Genomic DNA, 20,234 nt, shown 5'->3' with positions numbered 1-20,234 from the left:
AACCGGCAAGCAAGATGTACTCGCCCGTTGTTCAACTCTGTTATCTGGCGGCAAACTTATTCACCGCGATCGAAAAAGCGCCCCAGCGTCCCCAACTCCCGGGTGCGAGGGATGGCGGGCAAACTCTTGATAAAGGTAGCGCCGTAGGGTTTGTTGACCATGCGTGGATCACAGATGACCAGTACGCCGTGATCACTGCGATCACGAATGAGCCGCCCCACCCCCTGCTTGAGCGCTATCACTGCCTTGGGCAACTGCAGCTCGGCGAAGGGATCGCCCCCCTTGAGCTTGCAATCATCGACCCGTGCCTTGAGCAAGGGATCGTCTGGGCTGGCAAACGGCAGCTTGTCGATGATAACACACGACAACGCAGCCCCCCGCACGTCTATCCCCTCCCAGAAGCTGCTGGTGGCCACCAATACGGCGCGGCCATTCTCGACAAACTCCTTGAGTAGCCGCTGCTTGTTGTCCTCCCCCTGTAGCAGCACAGTGCGGCCTATCTCGCGGCGCAGCACCTCGGCCACCTGACGCATCACCTGATGGCTGGTGCAGAGGAAGAAACAGCCCCCCGGCGTCTTGTTGATGAGGGGGATCATCAGCTGGGCCAGCTGTTCGCCCCGCCCGAAGGCGTTGGGCTCGGGCAGAAAACGGGGTACGCATAGTCGCGCCTGCTCGGCATAGTCGAACGGGCTGTCGAGAATGAGCTCGGCACTGCCCGCGAGTCCCAGCTCGGCCACAAAGTGATCGAAGCGCATGTCCACCGTCAGGGTGGCGGAGGTAAAGATCCAGGCCACCTCGGGACGCAGTACCTCGGCGCCAAAGCGCTCGGCCACCGACAGCGGGGTGATGTTGAGGGAAAAATGCAGTCGCGAGCAATCATACCAATAGGAGAAGCCGGTCTGGTTAATGGTCAGCACCTCCCCAAGGCGGGTGCGCAGTTCGCAGATCCGCTCGAAGGCGTGATCCAGCTGCTCGCCGCGCCCGAGCGCCAACTTCAACACCTCGTAGCAGAGCCCGATGGCGTCGTTGAGACGGGCCAACGCCTGCCCCCAGAGCGGCTGGCGCAGCATGTCACGGGTATTGCCACGACCGCCATCCACGCCAAAAGCGAGACGCAGATCCTGACTGGCGATGGAGAGCCTGTCCGCCGCCTTGCCGAGCTGGGCCATGTCGTGCGCCTCGGCCCGATAGGCCAGCTGGATATCCTGCGCCAGATCCTGGATGGTGCGGCTGCCCACCGACTTGCCGAAGTAGTTGGTGGCGATCTCCGCCAACTGGTGCGCCTCGTCGAACACATACACTTGCGCTTCGGGCACCAACTCGCCAAACCCTGTGTCTTTCACCGCCATATCGGCGAAGAAGAGGTGATGATTGATCACCACCACCTGGGCATCCATGGCGCGGCGTCGGGCCACCACCAGATGGCAGTCGTCGTAATAGGGGCAATCGCGACCTAGGCAGTTGTCGTTGGTGCTGGTGACGTGGGTGAGGATCTCGGCGTTCTCCTGCAGCCCCGGAATGTCCCCCACATCGCCGTTATCGGTAGCGGTGGACCAGGATTTGACCTTCACCAGATCATTGAGCACTTCCGGCTTTTGCAGATGGGATTCGCTCAAGAGCCGGTTCATCCGCTCGATGCAGAGATAGTTGCTGCGCCCCTTGAGCAGGGCCACTGGCGGGGTGTATGAGAGCGCCCCCGTGATGGTCGGGAGATCCCGATAGAAAAGCTGCTCCTGCAGGTTCTTGGAGCCGGTGCTGATCACCACCCGCTTGCCGGACTCCAGCGCAGGCACCAGATAGGCATAAGTCTTGCCGGTGCCAGTCCCCGCCTCCACCAGCAGACGGCCACCGCGCTTGATGGCACTGGAGACGGCCTCGGCCATGGCCAGTTGTGGGGCGCGGGCAACAAAGCCGTCGATGTGGCTGGCCAGAGGGCCATCTGGCTTGAACAGGGTCTGGATGGTCAAAAGGGCGTCCCGCAGCAAAAGCGGGCATTATGCCAAAAATGCGGTTAAAACGGGACTGATAATGCGTTCAGACGAAGAGATCGATCTGGTGCTCGGGATCCGGCTTGTGATCGTCCTCTTTAGGCTTTGACTGATCACGCTTGGCAGAGGGATAGGCCTGCTGACGCTGCTGGGACTCACCGTTGTCGGTGCTGGTCTTGCGCAGCTGGTGCTTCTGACTGATCTGGGTCACTTCCCGCTTGATGTCGTCAGGACTCGGGGTCGCTGGCGCCCGCGGCAAAATGGGGAACAACAGGTCCTGGCTGGGCATGATAGCGACTCCTGTAGGGGGTATTGTCTAGTTATCGACCAGAAAACCGTTTCCTCAACTTTAATCGATCAAATTACAGTTTCCGGTTGCATTTTCTGTCAAGGCAGGTAGTGTAAATCAGGCGTCAACTACGACATCTTATTTGTAAAGGATTGATTACATGCAGTTCACCACCCTGAAGACTCATCACCACCATCATCATCCCGACTAGTCTTTCAGGAGGTTGACTGCTGGAAGACACTTAACTGGTGACTTCCAAAAGGACCGCAAGATTCATAAACCCTCGGAAGCACATACTTCCGAGGGTTTTTTCGTTTTTGACTAGAAGGAAATCGAGCAAATGGAAACACAACGCCTGCGTATCGCCATGCAAAAGTCCGGTCGTCTGAGCCAGGACTCCCAAGCCCTGTTCAAGAGCTGTGGCCTGAAAATCAACCTGCGCGAGCAGCGTCTTATCGCCCATGTGGAAAACATGCCCATCGATATCCTGCGGGTGCGTGATGACGATATCCCGGGTCTGGTGATGGAAGGGGTGGTCGACCTTGGCATCATCGGTGAGAACGTGCTGGAAGAGGCACAGCTTATTCGCGCTTCACAAGGATTGCCTGCACAGGTCAAAACCCTCAAGCAGCTCGATTTCGGCGGCTGCCGCCTCTCGCTGGCGGTGCCGGATGATGTGACCTATACAGGGCCAGAGAGTCTGGCAGGCAAGCGTATCGCCACCTCTTATCCGGGGCTGCTCAAGCGCTTCTTCGACGAAAAAGGGCTCGCGTTCAAGAGCGTCATGCTGGGTGGTTCGGTGGAAGTGGCCCCCCGTGCCGGGCTGGCCGATGCCATCTGCGATCTGGTCTCCACCGGCGCGACGCTGGAGGCCAATGGCCTCAAAGAGGTCGAGGTGATCTACCGCTCCAAGGCGGTACTGGTACAGGCCCCCAACCCCTTGTCCGATGCCAAGCAGCAGCTTATCGACAAACTGCTGCCCCGTATTCAGGGGATGCAGCAGGCGCGCGAGAGCAAGTACATCATGCTGCACGCCCCCAAAGACAAGCTCGATGCCATCACCGATCTGCTGCCGGGTGCCGAGCGCCCCACCATCATGCAGCTGGCCGGAGACACCAATCAGGTGGCCCTGCACGTCGTCTCCAGCGAGACCCTGTTCTGGGAGACCATGGAGCAGCTCAAGGCCCTCGGCGCCAGCTCCATTCTGGTGCTGCCCATCGAAAAAATGATGGAATAAGGAAGGGATATCATGCAGACCCTGATCTGGAAGACCCTCTCTCCTGCCCAGCAGGCCGACGTGCTGACCCGCCCCGCCCTCAATGACGAGGCCGATATCGGCGCCGTGGTCAAAGAGATCATCGCAGCGGTGCGCAGCCGTGGCGATGAGGCCCTGCGCGAGCTCAGCCTGCGCTTCGAGCGCGCCCCCCGTGAGCGGTTGCGCGTCAGCGAAGATGAGATTGAAGCTGCCTGCGCGCGGCTGGATGACGACATCAAAAGCGCCATCGAAGCGGCGATTGCCAACATTCGCACCTTCCACGCGGCCCAAGTGCAGCCAGTGGTACGGGTGGAAACCCAGCCCGGGGTGGTGTGCGAGCTGCGCACCCAACCCATCAGCCGGGTCGGTCTCTATGTGCCGGGGGGCAGCGCACCGCTCCCCTCCACCGTGATGATGCTGGCCATTCCGGCTGCTATCGCCGGTTGCCGTGAAGTGGTGCTCTGCACCCCGTCCCCCGCCAGCGACGAGATCCTGTTCGCCGCCCGCGCCTGCGGGGTCGAAAAGGTGTTCGCTATCGGCGGTGCCCAGGCCATCGCCGCCATGGCTTACGGCACAGAAAGCATTCCCAAAGTGGACAAGATCTTTGGCCCGGGCAACGCCTTTGTGACCGAAGCCAAGGGGCAGGTCTCCCGCGACTGGCGCGGCGCGGCCATCGACATGCCAGCCGGCCCCTCCGAGGTGCTGGTGATTGCGGACGAGAGCGCCAATCCGGCCTTCGTGGCGGCAGATCTGCTCTCCCAGGCCGAGCACGGCCCCGACAGTCAGGTGGTGCTGGTGACCACCTCGCCCCTGCTGGCCGATGCCATCGCAGGGGAGATCAAGCGCCAGCTGGCCAAGTTGAGCCGCCGGGATATCGCCGCGCAGGCGCTTGGCAGCAGTCTGGTGATCCTCTGTGACGATCTGGCCGAAGCGTGCGCCATCTCCAACGCTTACGCGCCGGAGCACCTGATTGTGCAGACCCAGGCGCCTCGCGATCTGCTGGATAAACTGGAGAACGCCGGTTCAATCTTTCTTGGCCAGTGGACGCCCGAGTCGGTCGGCGATTACGCCAGCGGCACCAACCACACATTGCCCACCTATGGCTACGCACGCACCTGCTCCAGCCTGGGCCTTGCGGATTATCAGCGCCGCTACACGGTGCAGGAGCTGAGCGTCGAGGGCATTCAGGGGCTCGGCCCCATCGTTCAGCGCATCGCCCAGGCAGAGGGACTGGATGGCCACAAAAATGCCGTCACCCTCAGGTTGAACGCCCTGGCCGCCTCGCCCCAACAAACAGCACAGCAGAAGGATTTGTCATGAGCATTGCCAATCTGGCGCGCCGCGTGGTGCGGGCTCTCACCCCTTATCAATCCGCCCGCCGCATTGGCGGCAAGGGCCACGTCTGGCTCAACGCCAACGAGGCGCCGCAGGCTTATCCCTTTACCATCGAGGGGAGCCGCCTCAACCGCTACCCCGAGTGCCAACCGGCCGAGGTAGTGAGCGGCTATGCCGCCTACGCCGGAGTCAACCCCGATCAGGTGCTGGTCAGTCGCGGCGCCGACGAGGCCATCGAGCTGCTTATTCGCACCTTCTGCGAAGCGGGTGAAGATCAGATCCTCATCTGCCCGCCCACCTACGGCATGTACGCCATCAGCGCCGAGACCTGTGGCGTCGGTATCGTCGAGCAACCGCTCACCACCAGCCGCCAGCCGGACTGGCCCGCCATCGCCGATCGCCTCGGCGACGTGAAGCTGGTATTTCTCTGCTCCCCCAACAACCCCACCGGGGATCTGGTGGGTCGCGATGGCCTGATTGCCCTGCTGGAGAAGGCCCGGAATCGCGCCATCGTGGTGGTGGACGAGGCCTATATCGAATTCTGCCCAGAGGCGTCCGTGGTGGACCTGCTGGCCCGCTTCCCCAATCTGGTGGTGACCCGCACCCTCTCCAAGGCCTTTGCCCTGGCGGGGATCCGCTGCGGCTTTACCTTAGGCCATCCCGAGGTGATCGCCATGCTGGCCAAGGTGATCGCCCCCTATCCCATCCCCGAGCCCATCGCCCAGATCGCGGCGCAGGCCCTCTCCCCCATGGGGCTGGCGCTGATGCGCGAGCGAGTGATGGAGCTCAACAAGCAAAAAGCCGCCTTCAAGGCAGAGCTGGCTAGGCTTGCCTGCGTGAAGGAAGTATTCGAGGACAAGGGCAACTTCGTGCTGGTGCGCTTTGTGGATGGCGCCGCCGTCTTTGCCGCCATGAAGGCCGCCGGCATCATACTGCGGGATTTCTCCAGCAAACCGGGTCTGGACAACAGCATTCGCGTCACCATCGGCTATCAGGGCGAGATGGACGCCGTGCTGGCCGTACTGCGTGATCTGCCCTCTCCCACTTTGTAAGACAAGGATGTAGCGATGAAGACCCCGTTTTTGTTTATCGACCGCGACGGCACCCTGATTGAAGAGCCGGTGACCGACAAGCAGGTGGATAGCCTCGCCAAGCTGCGCTTCGAGCCCATGGTCATTCCGGTGCTGCGCGAGCTGCAGGCCGCTGGTTACGTACTGGTGATGGTGACCAATCAGGATGGGCTGGGCACCGCCAGCCTGCCGCTGGAGAACTTCCAGCCACCCCACGACCTGATGATGCATTTATTTGAATCGCAAGGGGTGAAATGGGAGCAGGTGCTGATCTGCCCGCACTTCCCCACCGACGGTTGCAGCTGCCGCAAACCCCACCTCGGGCTGGTGAAGGCGTATCTCGCCTCGGGTCGCATCGACTTTGCCAACTCCTTCGTGATTGGCGATCGCCAGACCGATCTGCAGCTTGCCGAGAACATGGGCATTGGCGGTATTCGCTACCACCCGCAGGATCACGACTGGCTCGCCATCCGTGATCAGCTACTGTCCAAGGGCCGCACTGCCGAGGTGGAACGCTACACCAAAGAGACCCGCATTCAGGTGGGGGTTGACTTGGACCCTTCTGCCACAAACAAGAGCGGCGGCAACCAGATCGCCACCGGCATCGGCTTCTTTGATCACATGCTGGATCAAATAGCGACCCACGCCGGTTTTCAGCTCAAGCTGAACGTCAGCGGCGATCTGCATATCGACGATCACCACACGGTAGAAGACGTCGGGCTGGCCCTCGGCCAGGCGCTGCGTCAGGCCCTAGGCAACAAGCGCGGTATCGGCCGTTTCGGCTTCGTGCTGGCGATGGACGAGGTAGAGGCGGTGATCGATGCCCGCCCGCTGACCGAGCAGGAGGTGAGCACAGCGCTGGATCTCAGCGGTCGCCCCTACTTCGTGTTTGACTGCCCGAGCGGCTTTGGCCGCGACAACGTGGGCGAGATGGCCACCGAGATGGTGCCCCATTTCTTCCGCTCTCTCTCGGACGCCATGGCCATCACCCTGCAAATGAAGGTGGGCAGCGGCAACACCCACCATCAGGTGGAGGCGCTGTTCAAAGGCTTTGGCCGCGCCCTGCGTCAGGCCATTCGGGTGGAAGGGAGTGACCTCCCCTCCAGCAAGGGAGTGCTGTGATGGAGGTGAGCAAGCAGAAGCTGGTCATTATCGATACAGGCTGTGCAAATCTGGCCTCGGTCAGAATGGCGTTCGAGCGCCTCGGCGTACGGCCCTTGGTCTCCAGCCAAGCGGCTGATATCGAGCAGGCCGACAAGCTGATCCTGCCCGGTGTCGGCACTGCGGTGGCCGCCATGAAGAACCTCAACGAACGGGGGCTGGTGCCCCTTATCCGCGCCGCCAAGCAGCCGCTGCTGGGCTTTTGCCTCGGCATGCAGATGCTGGCGGAGGCTTCCGAAGAGAGCATGGGCACGCAGGGTTTGCCAGATACGCTTATCGACTGCCTTGGCATAGTGCCGGGCAAGATCCGGCTGATGGAAGTGGGTAACCTGCGCCTGCCCCATATGGGCTGGAACCAGATTGAGCATGACGAGAGCCATCCTCTGCTCAAGGGGATCCCGAGCGGCAGCTACTTCTACTTCGTTCACTCCTATGCGCTGGAGGTGACCGACGCGACGCTGGCGACCTGCGACTACGGCAAGCCTTTCACCGCCATCGTGGGCGGGGTCGCAGAGCACAGTAACTTCTTTGGCGCCCAATTCCACCCGGAGCGCTCAGGCGCAGCCGGTGCCCGTTTGCTGCAAAATTTTCTGGAGCTATGAATGATCATTCCCGCAATTGACCTGATCAATGGTCAGGTGGTCCGTCTCTATCAGGGGGACTACGAGCAGAAGACCGAATACAGCAGCAGCCCGCAGGCCCGCTTCGATGAATATGTCTCCCAGGGGGCGGTGCAGCTCCATCTGGTGGATCTGGACGGTGCCAAGGATGCCAAGGCGCGCCAGCTGCCCCTGCTGACCCAACTGCTGTCGGCCACCGAAGCGCCGGTGCAGGTCGGCGGCGGCGTGCGCACGGAGCAGGATGTGGCAGATCTGCTGGCCGCCGGTGCCAGCCGGGTGGTGATCGGCTCCACCGCCGTCAAATCCCCGGATCTGGTGGCCAGCTGGATGGAGAAATATGGCCCCGAGCAGATAGTGCTGGCGCTGGACGTCAATATCGATGCCCAAGGCAATCGCCATATCGCCGTGGCAGGCTGGCAGGAGAACAGCGGTGTGACCATCGAAGCGCTGATCGAACGCTTCCTCCCCGCCGGGCTCAAGCATGTGCTCTGCACCGACATCAGCCGTGACGGCACCCTGGCTGGCACCAACGTCGAGCTCTATCGGGATCTCTGCGCCCGCTACCCGAGTGTCGCTTTTCAAGCCTCCGGCGGCATTGGCGGCATCGCGGATATCGAGGCGCTCAAGGGCTCCGGCGTCAAGGGGATCATCCTTGGCCGCGCCCTGCTGGAGGGCAAGTTCTCGGTGGGTGACGCCATCGCCTGCTGGCAAACGCCCGCAGCCGTTACCACAGGAGGCAACTGATGCTGGCAAGACGCATTATCCCCTGCCTAGACGTGAAAGATGGCGTGGTGGTCAAAGGGGTGCAGTTTCGCAACCACGAGGTGATGGGCGGCATTGTCGAGCTGGCACGCCGCTACGCCGAGGAAGGGGCAGACGAGCTGGTGTTCTATGACATCACCGCCTCCAGCGATGCGCGGGTGGTGGACAAGAGCTGGGTGAGCCGGGTAGCGGAGGTGATCGATATCCCCTTCTGCGTCGCAGGTGGCATCAAAAGAGTCGAAGATGCCCGCCAGATCCTCGAATTTGGCGCCGACAAGGTCTCCATCAACTCTCCGGCCCTGGCCGACCCGACCCTGATCAGCCGACTGGCCGAGCGCTTTGGCGTGCAGTGCGTGGTGGTGGGCATTGACTCCTACTTCGACGCCGAGACGGGTCACTATCAGGTCAAACAGTTTACCGGTGACGAGAGCCGCACCCGCACCACCGCTTGGCACACCCTCGATTGGGTGCAGGAGGTGCAAAAGCGCGGCGCAGGTGAAATCGTGCTGAACGTGATGAATCAGGACGGCATGCGTCAGGGTTATGATCTCGAACAGCTCAAACTGGTGCGCAGCGTCTGCAAGGTGCCGCTGATTGCCTCCGGCGGCGCCGGGGCCATGGCACACTTTCGCGATGCCTTTACCCTCGCCGATGTGGACGGGGCGCTGGCCGCCTCTGTGTTCCACAAGGGCCTTATCCCCATTCCCGAATTGAAACGCTGGCTGAAAACCGAAGGAGTCGCCATCCGTGAATAATCAAGAGATTGCAAACCAGATCCCGCTCGTGGAGCGGCTCGACTGGGAAAAGTGTGATGGTATGATCCCCGCCATCGTCCAGCACGCCGCCAGCGGCGAGGTACTGATGCAGGGCTTTATGACCCGCGAGGCGCTGGAACAGACCCTGGCTACCTGCCAGGTCACCTTCTTTAGCCGCAGTAAGCAGCGGCTCTGGACCAAGGGTGAAAGCTCGGGCCATGTGCTCCAACTCGTGGCCATCAGCACCGACTGCGATCAGGATTCCCTGCTGATTGCCGCCAACCCCGTCGGTCCCACCTGTCACAAAGGGACAACCTCCTGCTTTAATGGCCACCCGCTGCCACCCCTCGGTTTTTTGGCAGAGCTGGAGCAGGTACTGGCTGCCCGCAAAGGGGCCGATCCGGCCACCAGCTACACCGCCAGCCTCTACGGCAAAGGCACCAAGCGCATCGCCCAGAAGGTCGGTGAAGAAGGGGTTGAGGTGGCGCTGGCTGCCATGGCCAAGGATCGGGAGGAGCTCATTAACGAATCCGCCGATCTGCTCTACCACCTGACCGTGCTGCTGCAAAACGAAGGGCTGGGATTACAGGATGTCGTCCAGCGGCTTTATGAGCGGCATAATAAATAAACTGTACTGTGATAGATGGGCGTAAAGCCCATCTATCATATTAACAAGGTAGATAATTCGACCAGCTCTATATAGTCAGAATTTCCCAACCCTTTACTTTTCAGGCATACTTGATAATACACACCGCTGTCATCACACCTGACACCTGATTTTATAACAGTTATCTGATTCATTTCATTCAGCGCATACTTATTACTAGATAAGTAGTAATCATTGAGTGTTTTGTGAACCTGTATTATATATGCGTAAAAGTCATCCACTTTCCAAACCACCTTTTCATTGCATCCTGACTGAATACCAGACCAATAACTAATCGTTAATGGCAGTTTAGCCTTACTTTTAAATGACAGTACAGTATCTTTATTCAGACTAATATTAGCAGTCTCAGCATCTAAGAGAATACCACCATTACGAAGAATCATATATGCCGTAGAAACTTTTGAGTGCATAATAAGTAAGGCCGACAAATAGATAATGTCTATGGAATGCTCCGATACTGAATGCAATATAGCAAATAAAGTATCTAGGAATGACTCAACCTCTCTTGCAGAGAGATGGTATGCATCCACAATTTTTGCAAGTGTTTTAGAAAAGTCATTAGCATCTGAAAAGCAATGAAATGTTTTACTACATAAAAGCTCAAACCGGTCCGCAACAAACTCTTCTATGAGAAAATGGCTAGGGCATTTATTCAAATGAAAGCGTCTTTTGAAAAAACGGCCTAAATAAGTCTGAGCATCAAAACCTTCCCCATAAATTACCTTAATGGCATGTTGCAACTGCTCGGTATCTGTTGCTAATACAAAAACAACCTTTGGTATATCGAATATATGCTTGATAGTCTCCAGCATTTCGACCGCATAGGAGGGACGGCAACGATCCAACTCATCAATCAAAATAAAGGCGGGATAATCCAGTTCTCCTTCACTTAAACCAACAGCTCCCTCAACCCATTGCCGTATCTCTTGTTTAAGATACTGAATAGATTCATAACGCTCTTTCTGATTGCTGCATAACGCATCGACCAGCTGATTAGCATCATCCCCTTCCAGCGAAAAGTCATCTTCTTCCAATCCAGCCTTCTTAATGGCCGCTTTCAGGGCCAGTTTGCCGCCGACCTTAAATAATCCAAGCAGCCGCTGACGCATGCCTTCTGGAATCGGGTTTTCTTTTCCCGCAATCATTTTTAACTGGTCGATAATAGACGAGATAACCGTCAATAAGGGATCATCGGAAAAATCCTGCTGCCAGGCATCGATATAGACGGTGGGATAGTGCGCTTTCAGCTCCATATACCAACGCTTGATAAACCAAGTTTTACCCGCCCCCCACTCGGCATTGAGGTTAAGCACATAGTTGCGCTGCTTGCCTTCGGCGGCGAGGTAGTTGGTAAGAAATTTGGCATAGCGGGCGCGATCCAGCCGATCGGCACTCAAGATCTCTTTGCTGCCCGCAATGGCCCCCGGTCCATCCCATGTAACCGGATCCTGCCAATCAAATGCCGCTTGTTCTGTCATCCCGCCACTCTCCAAACCAATCGTATGGGGATGATAACAGGGTCATCTTGGAAAAAATTGATTAAAGACCTGTTTGCTTCCCTTTTAACCACTTGGACGCCCATATGTGGCCAACGTAGTAAATCACCGACAGAGAGAGCAATGGGGAGTGACAAGCAGGATAGGAATCGAATGAAAACATTTGAATCCAGTGGATTTATGGCGGCAACTCGTCAATCGCGCGATCTTGTGACATAACGCAAAAGTCGCGGAAATAATCGCGAAATATGTCGGGATCAGTGCTTAATTTAAAACAGTTGATACATATTGGCCCCGTATACACAGGTCCCATTGTTCAAGGATGGCCAACCCCATGAAGGATGACCCCTTCCCCACCCGGTTGCAGCATGAGCTGGATCACCTCAAATCCATCTTCAACGAGACGGATGCTTACCTCTTTACCAAGGATTTGGAGGGCCGTTACACCTATGCCAATCAGGCGGTGCTGGATCTCTTTGGGTGTACCCTTGCCGAGTTGCAGGGGCAGGATGATCGGGCCTTTTTTGATCTTGCATTATCGGATGCCATTGCGCGCAACGACCGGCTGGTGCTGGATCAGCAGGTCGCCCTCGCCCGAGAGGAGATCAACTACCTCAACACCACAGGTGAAAAGCGGTTCTACTGGACCGTCAAAAAGCCCATATATGACCGGGATGGCGACCTGATCGGCCTGTGCGGTATCTCCACCGATATCACCGAACACAAGCTGATCGAGGCGCGCCTGGCGGAGCAGCACCAGTTGCTGGAGATTGTCCTCGCCAACGTGGATGCCCTTATCTATATGAAAGACAGTGAGCACCGCTTTCTCTACGTCAATCAAAAGGTCTCCGACCTGCTGGGCATGCCTGCCGAGCAGATCATCAACCGACGCGATGATGATCTGTTTCCACCAACCAGTGCCTGCCAGCCAAGGCGGCTGGATAACCCGGTATTTGAAACCGGTGAACTGCAAGCCGGGGAAGAGATGCTGACCGACATCGAGGGCAAGCAGCACTACTATTGGTCCGTCAAGGTGCCCTTTCTGCTGGCCGATGGCACACCAACCTTGATCGGGATAGCCTCCGATATCACCGAACTGCACCAGCTCAAGGAGCAACTGCATCAGCAGTCAGTGCGAGACGGTCTCACCGGTCTCTATAATCGCCGCTTCTTCTTTGAGGTGTGCGAAAAGAACCTGAGTCTGAATGCCCGCCACCACCTCACCTCTGTGCTGGTAGTGCTGGACGTGGATCAGTTCAAGTGCATCAACGATCGTTATGGCCACCCGCTGGGGGATAGCGCGCTGGTTCATCTGGGCAAGGTCATGTTATCGGTGCTGCGCAGTGAAGATGTGCTGGCCCGTATCGGCGGCGACGAGTTTGCCATTTGGTTGCCCAATACCACACTCTCAGCCGCTGCGTCACTGGCCGAACGGCTGCGCCTTCACGTCATGCAAAGCCCGTTGCCGCTGCCCGATGGCGATGAGCTGATCATCACCATCAGCGCCGGACTGGTGGAAAATGGCAAAGAAGAACCGATGGAGAGCCTCTATGCCCGCGCCGATCAGATGCTCTATCAAGCCAAGCAGAGCGGTCGCAACTGTGTCGCGACCAAGGCATGCTAGGTAACGCCACGGGAGGGCTCCCGGCCCTCCATATCCCCTTCTCTTTTCCCTCCTGCTTGTATTACCACTGCGCTGACGTTCTCTATCCCAACAGCTGGCACAGCACGTATTTTTGCACCTTGCCGGTGGTGGTCTTGGGCAAGGACAAGTGAGTGAAGATGATGCGCTTGTTTACGGAAAATACTTCCGATTTTTCATTGTTTATTTTATGGCACAGAGTTCAGGTTGAAGGTGGCTAAACACTGTTTAGTTAAAATCGGTTTATCTGATACTTCATTCATCTGACTGCGCATTATGTTCATGACGTTAATTCAAGGCAGGTCACCTTGCCTATGCAATGAAATAGTTATTGCATAATGCTGTACATTACATATCAGTAATTAAAATCAGCGGTAAATTCATTGTGTGAGCCATCCCATAAAGCGAACATGCCCCCATGTTCATCCAACAGCGTTCGGGTTACGGTTGCAGTGTGAAACGATCTACCGGATGTTCAATATCAGGCCAGATTTCTCGCCAACGAGCGCGTCATTACCAGTATAACTGTGCACTCCCGCCCCATGACGAAGGAACCCTGTCGACCCGATATTCCGCCGAGCCCGAACCTGCTTTATCGAGGAGCATTTATGTGTGCCGAGCCGAATACCCAGCCACGCAGACAATTTCCCACTGCCTTTACCATTTTGTTTCTTATTATGTTGCTGGCCATTGCGCTGACCTGGATCATTCCGGCAGGGGCCTATTCCAAGCTCTCCTATAACCAGGCCAACAACACCCTGATGGTCCATAACCCGCAGGGCGACATTAGCCGAATACCCGCCACCCAGAATGCGTTGGCACAACTCAATATCAATATTGCGGTGGAGCAATTCACCAGCGGCACCATCCGCAAGCCCATCGCCATTCCCGGCACCTATGAGCGGCTGTTGCAGGCCCCCAAGGGACTCGCCGACGTGGCGGTCAGCATGGTCAAGGGCACCATAGAGGGGGCGGATATCATCGTCTTCATTCTGGTGCTGGGCGGGCTTATCGGTGTCATCAACAAGACCGGCGCCTTCAGCGCGGGGCTGGTCGCGCTCTCTCGCAAGACCCGGGGCAACGAGTTCCTGTTTGTGGCGCTGGTTTGCGTCGTCATGGCGCTGGGGGGCACCACCTGTGGGCTGGAGGAAGAGGCAGTCGCCTTCTACCCCATACTGGTACCCATTTTTCTGGCGCTCGGCTATGACGCCATCGTCTGCGTGGGGGCCATTTTTCTCGCCGCCTCCATGGGCACCAGCTTCTCCACCATCAACCCCTTCTCGGTGGTGATAGCCTCCAACGCCGCCGGCATCCCCTTTACCGAGGGGCTGATCTTTCGCGCCGTCGGCTGTCTGGTGGGCACCCTGGTGGTGATCGGTTATCTCTATTGGTACTGCAAGAAGCTCAAGGCCAACCCGGCCTTCTCCTACACCTATGAGGATCGCACCAGCTTTCGCGCTCGTTTCCTCAAACAAGGGGCACTGGATGAAAGTGTCCCCTTCACCCTGCGCCGCAAGATCATCTTGACCCTGTTTATCCTCGCCTTTCCGCTGATGGTGTGGGGTGTCTCCATGGCGGGCTGGTGGTTCCCGCAGATGGCGGCCTCCTTCCTCTCCATCGCCATCATCATTATTTTCATCTCGGGCCTCAAAGAGAAAGAGGCGGTCGAGGCCTTCACCCAGGGCGCATCGGAGCTAGTTGCGGTCTCGCTGATTATCGGGTTGGCGCGGGGGGTCAATCTGGTGCTGGATCAGGGGATGATCTCGGACACCATATTGGCCTACGCCTCCGATCTGGTCTGTGGCATGCACGGCGCCGTGTTCGCGGTGGCGCAGATGCTGGTGTTCACCCTGCTGGGGCTGGTGGTGCCCTCCTCCTCGGGGCTGGCGGTGCTCTCCATGCCCATCATGGCGCCGCTGGCAGATACAGTGATGATCCCGCGCTATATCGTGGTGTCGGCCTACAACTGGGGGCAATACGCCATGCTGTTCCTCGCCCCCACCGGGCTGGTGCTGGTCACCTTGCAGATGCTCGGCATCCAGTTCAACAAGTGGGTCAAGTTCGTGCTGCCCATGGTGGGCTTTGTGCTGGGCTTTGGCGCCCTGATGCTGGTGGTGCAGGTGATGATGATCTGAGGCGGCGCTCACTACCAGAGAGAGCCTGGCCCAAAAAGTGGCACGCTATGGGGCACGCGGCTCCAGCGGCTCGGGGATACACCCTCTCACTCGTGTATTAATGGCGCACCCGACCTTGCTGGCGAAAGCAGTAAAGCTTGAGACTGATATCGACTATGTCGGCGGGCAGCTCCTGCGCCGCCTCACCGAGGGGCTGATAAAGAGAGGCCAGCAGCCGCTGTGCCTGCTGCTGGGTAATGATCCCGGCCTGTACGGCCGGCTGTATCCATCTTGGCAGCATCGACATAAGTCCCCCTTGCCGACTTGCTTGACCACTGCAATCCCAACGCGTGCCGCATCGGGATGGCCCCTGCATTACCGTTATCGCTTTGCTTCGCCCCGAGATGCTGACGGCTTTATCTGGCTCATCGGTACTGCATCGCGCCGAGAAGGGGTGGGCCACTGTCACTCATGGGCACGTCACCCTCTCTGCCACAAGACCAAGCAAAATGCTTGCCGTGATCTGTTATCGACAGTCTGTTCCCGTCAGTAAAGCGATTTATCAAGCACTTACCGCACGAGTCGGTGCGAGCAGGCCAGCCCTTCACGCCCGCGTCAGAGGACAAGGGGCAGCAGATTGCAGCCCGATAGCGATGGCTTGACGCAACATAGATAAAAAGCGTCCATATGTATCGCACATTGCGACGCATCCACCCGAACCTGGGTGACATGCCGCCCAGCCGCTGAACCGCCCTCCATGCCCTGTGTCGCCAAAGCCCGACACCTTTTTGACGAGGGGCTTTTTAGTGCAGTCAGGGCTTGTCGTGCCTGCACACTGGCCACCTTGTTCATCCCCCGGCTTGTGCCAAGATCGCGGCAAGCAACAGCCGCATCAGGTGATGCATTTCAGGAGAACGCAAAATGAACAAATCCATGTTGGCAGGTGTCGGGATCGGTGTGGCCTCTGCGCTGGCATTGTCGGCCGCCGCCAGCGGATCCCTGTTTTCAGCCCAACCGCAGTTTGCCGAGGTACTGGCCAGCAAGCCGGTGACCGAGACCATCAAGACACCCCGTCAGGAGTGCCGCAACGTGACAGTGACCCACCGCAAACCGGTGCAGGATGAGAACAAGATCCTGGGTACCGTGGTTGGCGCGGCGCTGGGCGGCGTAGTCGGCCACCAGTTTGGTGGCGGCAACGGCAAGAAGGTGGCCACAGCCGCAGGCGCCGTGGCCGGTGGCTATGCTGGCAATCAGGTGCAGGGCAACATGCAGGCGGGCGATACCTACACCACCACCGAGCAACGCTGCAAGACGGTGCAGGAGAGCAGCACCCGTACCCTGGGTTATGATGTCACCTACCGCCTCGCCGGTCAGGAAGGCGTCATCCGCATGGACAAGGCCCCCGGCGCCACCATACCGGTCAAGGATGGCAGGCTGGTGATCGACAGCCAGAGTCAATCCTGACAAGCCCCGTCCTATGAGCACCCCAAGGCCCATCCGATGGGCCTTTTTGTTACGCGCCAGCCGCCTCATCTGGCCTGGCTACCCACCCTGTCCAACCCCATCATGCTCAGTAAAAAGGGGCCCGCAGGCCCCTTGTATCACGCATGTTCATGATACCTATCAGTGACGGCCAAACGGCCACCAGGACTTGTCGTTGTCCACAATATCGACACGGGTCTCCTGCACGACGCCCGGTTTGCCCCCCTGCAGTTGGCGCAGACTCACCTTGAACTGCTCGGTGGGCTCGACAAACCAGTCATCCAGGATCAGCACCTTGATGGATTTGCTGCCCCCCTCACCGGCGGCCCAGCTCACCGATTGGCTAAACCAGGGCAGAAAATCCAGCCCCCAGCGCGCCGTGATCCCCTCAAGGCCCAACTGGGCGCGGGCCGGCTTGCTCAGATCGCCGCTGCGTATCACGGGGATCTCGGCAAACCACTGCCCCTCGTTCACCGTCATGCTGGCATGGACCAGCGCAATGGTGGACGGCGCCAGCTTGTCCTTGATGGTAACCAGAGTCTGGCGCTGTTCACCAAGGCTGGCTCCGCTGGCATCGAACAGCTCCAGGGTGAAGGTCTCATCCCCCTCGCGCAGGGTGTCGCTCTTCACCGGAATAGTGATGGTCTGGCTGTCGCTCTGGCCGGCCGCCCAGTTCAGGGTGCCGGTCAGTGGCGCCACATCATTGGCATCGGCGCTGCCAAACGCGATGCGGTAGTGCACGCTGGCCTCGCCATGGCTGCCATCGCGGCGAGTGACGGTGAGGCTCAGAGCGCTGCCCTCCTCCACGCTGGCGGCGGCGCTATCCAGACTGATCACCCCGGCAGGCGGCAGCGGATACTGGATCGCCACCAGTACGGGATCGTGATCCGAGGCGCTGAAGGGGCCGTCCGATTTGGCCAGCTGGCCCGTGTACTTGCTGCCGTACTCAAAGAAGTTGCTTTCGGCGGAGTTGATGTGCCAATCCTCGATACCGATCACCTTGGCCGCCAGGCTGGGGCTCGCCAGGGCGTGATCCAGGTTGCCGAGTTCCCCCTCGTAGCTGTAGGAGTAGGTGTCGGTGCCATGGAAGCGGGTATTGAGGTTCACAAAACCATATCCCTTGCCAAGGGCGCTGCCGCTCTCCTCATAGGGCTGACCCGCCAGTGTGGTGAAGGAGGCGCTCATGATCTGGCGCGGCTGCGCGGCCGGATCATAGCTGGTCAGCACCCGGATAGGATCCTCCATGCCGTAGGCGTTCAGGTCGCCGATGAGCAGCAGATCCCCGCTCAGCGCCTTGAGACTCTCCCCCAGCACCTTGGCAGCGGAGACCCGCAGGGCATTGCAGTGGCCCTGACCATCCAGCGGATCGGTGCTGACATAGTCGGGGTAATCCTCAAAGCAGGCAGAACCCTTGGACTTGAGGTGGTTGACCACCAGCGTCAGGGGCGCATCCCCCTTGGGCGAGCTGAATTGCTGTAACAGGGATTCACGCATGCCCTGATTGATGGCAACCGGCTTGCCGCTGGCGTCCAAGGCCTCGGCCTGCTGCACCGGCAGCAATATGAGGCTGGCGGCACCTTGCGGCGTCACGCTGGCAGGCCGGTAGATGAGCCCCACAGTAATGGCATCGGTGCCGATGGGCTGGCCATCGGGCGAGGCGATCCAGCGGTAGTGATCCGCTTCATCCGGCTGGGCGGCGTTGAGGGCCTCGACCAGATTGGCGATGGCGGAGTTGCCACCGTAGCCGTTGTTCTCTATCTCCATCAGCCCCACCACATCGGCGTTGAGGCGGGTGATAGCGCTGACGATCTTGGTACGCTGCAGCTCGAACTCCGCCACCGTCAGGGCGCCCCGGTTGCTGCCGGTGGGGTTGGCATCCCCGCCCACCACAGTGGTGAAGAAGTTGAGCACGTTGAAACTGGCGACCCGCAGATCCCCCGCCTCTGCCAGCGCCGGGGTCTCGACCCGATCCCAGCCGCTGTGATCGATCTGGCTGGCCTCGATGCGGTTGTTCGCCACCAACCGGAACAGGTTGTAGGAGTAGCCCAGTGCACCCTCCAGCCCATTGAGTTTGTCACCGATGCGCAGGTAACCATCCTCGGCATTAAAGGCGGGATACCAGGGCAGCACGCCGTCCGGCGCCTTGGCGTCGGTTTCCACCACCAGCTGGTTTTGCTGGTTGCGCAGGGCCCACTGGCTCGCCTCCTCGCTCAGGGCGGCAAACTTCTGGGTCGACTTGATGAGAGGCGCGCCATAAGCCAGCACCAGGTTGTTGCGCTTGCCGTCATAATCGAAGCTGAAATTGCGGGTCACCACCAGGCTGGACTCGGGTACCAACCGCACCAGCATCCCCTCGTGGCGCTCCAGCAGCTGGTGCAGCGTTTCACCCGCCACCGGCACCAGATCCACCGCCGGCAGCAAGGCCACCATGGGCTGGGTCACCACCAGCTGATCTGCATTGAGCTGGGTCTGGTTGAAGTACTCCTTCACCTTGCCCGAGACGCATACCTCGGCCCCCGGCACTATGGCGCTGTTGGTCTGGGTGCTGTAGACGAAGAGACCGTCCGAGCTGGCCGGATCCCCATCCCCTTGCAGGTCCTGAATGAAGAAGCCCTTGTAGAGACCGTTTACCACCTGAGTGACCACACCACGAGTGGCATAGGTCTGCTCGGATTCAAACTTGCCAGTCGGCACCAGCGGGCTGCTGCTGCCCGGGCCCTGAATGGCAGGCACGGGTATCAGCTGATTGATCGGGCAGACGAAGGCCGGGGGCAGAGGGCCATCGCAGGGACCATCGCCACTGCAACCCAGGCCGCTGGCGTCATCCTTGGCGGCGGCCACGTATTCAAGCGCCGGATTGAAGGGGCCAGCCGCATCAGTCCGGCCCGTGGTGACGGTGGCCTTGCGGCGCAGCGTCATGTCCAGGGTCGAGACGCTGCCAGACACCCAGGCCGTGCCCGGATCCACCCCCACTTGCCCTAAGCTGTCCACTATCTCGCTGCCGTGATAGAGCACCAGGGCGTCGTCACCGTTGAACACCAGATTGCCGCTGGTCTGATTGGCCTTGGCCAGGATCTCGGCGTTGGCGGAAGGGTTGGCCAGCACCAGGCTGGCGCCCGGGGCGAGGGTGCCTTGCAGCGCCAGGCTGTTGGTGGGGGCATCGGTGAGAGGTTTGCCGTTGGCATAGAGCGCCAGCCGGTATTGAGAGAGCGCGACGGGAGCCGCGCCCAGATTGCTCAGCTCCACCGCCTTGTTGTTACTGGATCCTTCCAGATATTCGCTGATCAGCAGTTGTGCCTGTACCTGTCCTGATAGCGCCAACCCGACCGCGAGCGCCACCAGAGAGTGTCTTCCTGACATAGCCAATGTTCCTTTTCTTATTAGCAGATATGTTATTGGTGCCCCGCGTTATGCGGGCCGCCGCGAGCTGGCTAACAATGACAGAAAATTGTTGCGAGCAGGTGACGAAAAAATAATGTTTTCAAGTGACACGTCTGCCACAAGATGAGCGGCGCTCGACCATTGGCATTTGCGGCCACCAATATCCCGTAACGGCGCACAAGATGGCGACACTGGCTGACATAGCAATAAAAAACAG

At 59.0% G+C, this 20,234-nt stretch carries 16 protein-coding genes and 1 other annotated feature; of the genes, 11 read left to right on the top strand and 5 right to left on the bottom strand.

Features of this window, described 5'->3' with window-relative positions; all coding sequences use genetic code 11:
- Nucleotides 1-56: 56 nt before the first annotated feature.
- Complete coding sequence (yoaA, locus tag BN1129_RS15525) at nucleotides 57-1,967, bottom strand: DNA repair helicase YoaA (RefSeq protein WP_042037675.1); 1,911 nt, start codon at nucleotides 1,965-1,967, stop codon at nucleotides 57-59.
- Nucleotides 1,968-2,034: 67 nt separating this feature from the next.
- Entirely contained in the window at nucleotides 2,035-2,277 is a 243-nt protein-coding gene (locus tag BN1129_RS15520; RefSeq protein WP_042037673.1) for a hypothetical protein, read from the bottom strand.
- Between the two features lie 186 nt (nucleotides 2,278-2,463).
- Nucleotides 2,464-2,592, top strand: a sequence feature (His leader region).
- Nucleotides 2,593-2,617: 25 nt separating this feature from the next.
- On the opposite strand from BN1129_RS15520, the gene hisG reads away from it, so the two are divergent.
- From hisG to hisIE, 8 genes are read left to right on the top strand one after another with little or no spacing between them, the layout of a single operon-like run.
- Nucleotides 2,618-3,514 carry an ATP phosphoribosyltransferase gene (gene hisG / locus BN1129_RS15515; protein ID WP_042037671.1) on the top strand — a complete coding sequence of 299 codons (897 nt, stop codon included), beginning with the start codon at nucleotides 2,618-2,620 and terminating at the stop codon, nucleotides 3,512-3,514.
- Between the two features lie 12 nt (nucleotides 3,515-3,526).
- Nucleotides 3,527-4,852 carry a histidinol dehydrogenase gene (gene hisD, locus BN1129_RS15510; RefSeq protein WP_042037669.1) on the top strand — a complete coding sequence of 442 codons (1,326 nt, stop codon included), beginning with the start codon at nucleotides 3,527-3,529 and terminating at the stop codon, nucleotides 4,850-4,852.
- Nucleotides 4,849-5,919, top strand: coding sequence for a histidinol-phosphate transaminase (gene hisC / locus BN1129_RS15505; RefSeq protein WP_042037666.1), 1,071 nt, complete (start codon nucleotides 4,849-4,851; stop codon nucleotides 5,917-5,919). The genes hisD and hisC overlap by 4 nt, the downstream gene beginning before the upstream one ends.
- A 15-nt stretch (nucleotides 5,920-5,934) precedes the next feature.
- Nucleotides 5,935-7,059 carry a bifunctional histidinol-phosphatase/imidazoleglycerol-phosphate dehydratase HisB gene (hisB, locus tag BN1129_RS15500; protein WP_042037665.1) on the top strand — a complete coding sequence of 375 codons (1,125 nt, stop codon included), beginning with the start codon at nucleotides 5,935-5,937 and terminating at the stop codon, nucleotides 7,057-7,059.
- Nucleotides 7,059-7,700: an imidazole glycerol phosphate synthase subunit HisH gene (gene hisH / locus BN1129_RS15495; protein WP_042037663.1), complete on the top strand. Its 642-nt coding sequence runs from the start codon at nucleotides 7,059-7,061 to the stop codon at nucleotides 7,698-7,700. The genes hisB and hisH overlap by 1 nt, the downstream gene beginning before the upstream one ends.
- A complete protein-coding gene (gene hisA / locus BN1129_RS15490) occupies nucleotides 7,701-8,462 on the top strand; it encodes a 1-(5-phosphoribosyl)-5-[(5-phosphoribosylamino)methylideneamino]imidazole-4-carboxamide isomerase (RefSeq protein WP_042037662.1) in 762 nt (253 codons plus the stop codon).
- Nucleotides 8,462-9,235 carry an imidazole glycerol phosphate synthase subunit HisF gene (gene hisF, locus BN1129_RS15485; RefSeq protein WP_042037661.1) on the top strand — a complete coding sequence of 258 codons (774 nt, stop codon included), beginning with the start codon at nucleotides 8,462-8,464 and terminating at the stop codon, nucleotides 9,233-9,235. Before hisA ends, hisF begins: the two co-directional genes overlap by 1 nt.
- A complete protein-coding gene (gene hisIE, locus BN1129_RS15480; RefSeq protein WP_042037659.1) occupies nucleotides 9,228-9,863 on the top strand; it encodes a bifunctional phosphoribosyl-AMP cyclohydrolase/phosphoribosyl-ATP diphosphatase HisIE in 636 nt (211 codons plus the stop codon). The genes hisF and hisIE overlap by 8 nt, the downstream gene beginning before the upstream one ends.
- Before the next feature lie 35 nt (nucleotides 9,864-9,898).
- Here the strand turns inward: hisIE and BN1129_RS15475 are convergent, their stop codons facing one another.
- Nucleotides 9,899-11,380, bottom strand: a complete 1,482-nt coding sequence (locus tag BN1129_RS15475; protein ID WP_084204669.1) for a KAP family P-loop NTPase fold protein — start codon at nucleotides 11,378-11,380, stop codon at nucleotides 9,899-9,901.
- A 352-nt stretch (nucleotides 11,381-11,732) separates the two neighbouring features.
- Between BN1129_RS15475 and BN1129_RS15470 the strand changes: the two genes are divergently transcribed.
- Both BN1129_RS15470 and BN1129_RS15465 read left to right on the top strand, forming a co-directional pair.
- Entirely contained in the window at nucleotides 11,733-13,022 is a 1,290-nt protein-coding gene (locus tag BN1129_RS15470) for a sensor domain-containing diguanylate cyclase (protein WP_042037658.1), read from the top strand.
- A gap of 626 nt (nucleotides 13,023-13,648) precedes the next feature.
- Nucleotides 13,649-15,175, top strand: coding sequence for a YfcC family protein (locus tag BN1129_RS15465; protein ID WP_042037657.1), 1,527 nt, complete (start codon nucleotides 13,649-13,651; stop codon nucleotides 15,173-15,175).
- A gap of 97 nt (nucleotides 15,176-15,272) precedes the next feature.
- Here the strand turns inward: BN1129_RS15465 and BN1129_RS15460 are convergent, their stop codons facing one another.
- Nucleotides 15,273-15,461: a hypothetical protein gene (locus BN1129_RS15460; protein WP_042037656.1), complete on the bottom strand. Its 189-nt coding sequence runs from the start codon at nucleotides 15,459-15,461 to the stop codon at nucleotides 15,273-15,275.
- A gap of 614 nt (nucleotides 15,462-16,075) precedes the next feature.
- Between BN1129_RS15460 and BN1129_RS15455 the strand changes: the two genes are divergently transcribed.
- Nucleotides 16,076-16,618 carry a glycine zipper 2TM domain-containing protein gene (locus BN1129_RS15455; RefSeq protein ID WP_042037655.1) on the top strand — a complete coding sequence of 181 codons (543 nt, stop codon included), beginning with the start codon at nucleotides 16,076-16,078 and terminating at the stop codon, nucleotides 16,616-16,618.
- Nucleotides 16,619-16,777: 159 nt separating this feature from the next.
- Here the strand turns inward: BN1129_RS15455 and BN1129_RS15450 are convergent, their stop codons facing one another.
- The gene (locus tag BN1129_RS15450; protein WP_042037654.1) at nucleotides 16,778-19,996 is read right to left on the bottom strand and encodes an ExeM/NucH family extracellular endonuclease; all 3,219 of its coding nucleotides are present in this window, start codon (nucleotides 19,994-19,996) and stop codon (nucleotides 16,778-16,780) included.
- Nucleotides 19,997-20,234: the final 238 nt, after the last annotated feature.

It is taken from the genome of Aeromonas popoffii, from assembly GCF_000820025.1.
Taxonomy (GTDB): domain Bacteria; phylum Pseudomonadota; class Gammaproteobacteria; order Enterobacterales; family Aeromonadaceae; genus Aeromonas; species Aeromonas popoffii.
This window is presented reverse-complemented; position numbering and strand designations above follow the sequence as displayed.